The sequence below is a fragment of the Rhodoferax sp. UBA5149 genome (genome assembly GCF_002413825.1).
Classification (GTDB): domain Bacteria; phylum Pseudomonadota; class Gammaproteobacteria; order Burkholderiales; family Burkholderiaceae_C; genus Rhodoferax.
In genome coordinates this window covers 10247-11294 of the sequence record NZ_DHXT01000166.1, presented here as the reverse complement: position 1 = coordinate 11294, position 1048 = coordinate 10247, and the positions used below count along the sequence as shown (strand labels likewise).

At 62.9% G+C, this 1048-nt stretch carries 2 protein-coding genes; both read right to left on the bottom strand.

The window, feature by feature from the left end; genetic code table 11:
- Positions 1-273, bottom strand: a 273-nt coding sequence (locus B3V69_RS15230) for an FAD-binding protein (protein WP_296447863.1), incomplete at its 3' end; no start/stop codon positions are given.
- Positions 274-439: 166 nt separating this feature from the next.
- Positions 440-1048, bottom strand: a 609-nt coding sequence (locus B3V69_RS15225; RefSeq protein WP_296447862.1) for a LysR substrate-binding domain-containing protein, incomplete at its 5' end; no start/stop codon positions are given.

Here is a 1048-nt window from a genome sequence, read left to right as displayed (position 1 = left end):
GCCGGTGCCGGCACCGCGCGCCACCACCGGCACCTCCAGCGCGTGGCAGATGCGCAGCACGGCCTGCACCTGTTCCAGCGTTTCGGGCAGCGCCACCACCAGTGGACGTTGCCGGTAGGCGGTCAGACCGTCGCATTCATAGGGCGTCGTGTCTTCCTTGTGCCAGAGCAGGGCGTGTGATGGCAAACAAGCCTCCAGCCCCCGTACTACCAGCGCCTGGCGCTCTGATCTTTGTAGCAATTCCTGTTGTTCCGGGGATAGGGGTGCGTTCATGCTGGATTCCAGGCGTTGATGAAAGAGTGGGTCCGACTGTAGGGGCAAGCGAGGCCGCGCGGTGTGAGGATTTTTCCAAACACGCATGAAAACAAAAATGCTACTAAATTAATAGCTGCTTGCGCACTGTATTCGGGGGCTGGCGGCCGATTTTATGTAAACGAATCTACAGAACGCTCTTTTTCAACCAGTCCGCAAACGCCGCGCATTCCCAGCGGTCCATCATGCCGGTGCGCCAGCACAGGTAGTGCGAGTGCGGGCTGGGCACATTGAGCTCATACAAGCGCACCAGCGAGCCATGCTCCAGCCAGGGCGCGCCCAGTTTCAGGCGCACCAGCGCCACGCCCATGCCGGCCGCCGCCGCGTCGCACATCAGGCCGATATCGTTGAACTGCGAGCCCTCCACCGGTTCCGGCCAATCGAGGTGGTTGGCGGAAAACCAGGTGCGCCAGGGGTCCAGCGGGCTGCGCAGAAGAGTCTCGCCCTCAAGGTCTTGCGCCAGCACGAAAGGGCCGTGTTCGCGCACATAGGCGGGCGAGGCCAGTGGCGTCACTTCGTCCTTCACCAGGCACACATGCTCCAGGTCGGCATAGCGGCCGCTGCCAAAACGGATGATCAGGTCGGCATCTTCCGCCACCACGTCCAGCAGCGGGATGGAGACCTGCAAGGTCAGGTCAATCTCGGGATAGGCCTCGGTGAACTGGCGCAGGCGCGGGAGCAGGATGGAGCGTGCAAACGTGGGCGTGACGGCGAGCCGCAGTTTGCGCTTGCCGGG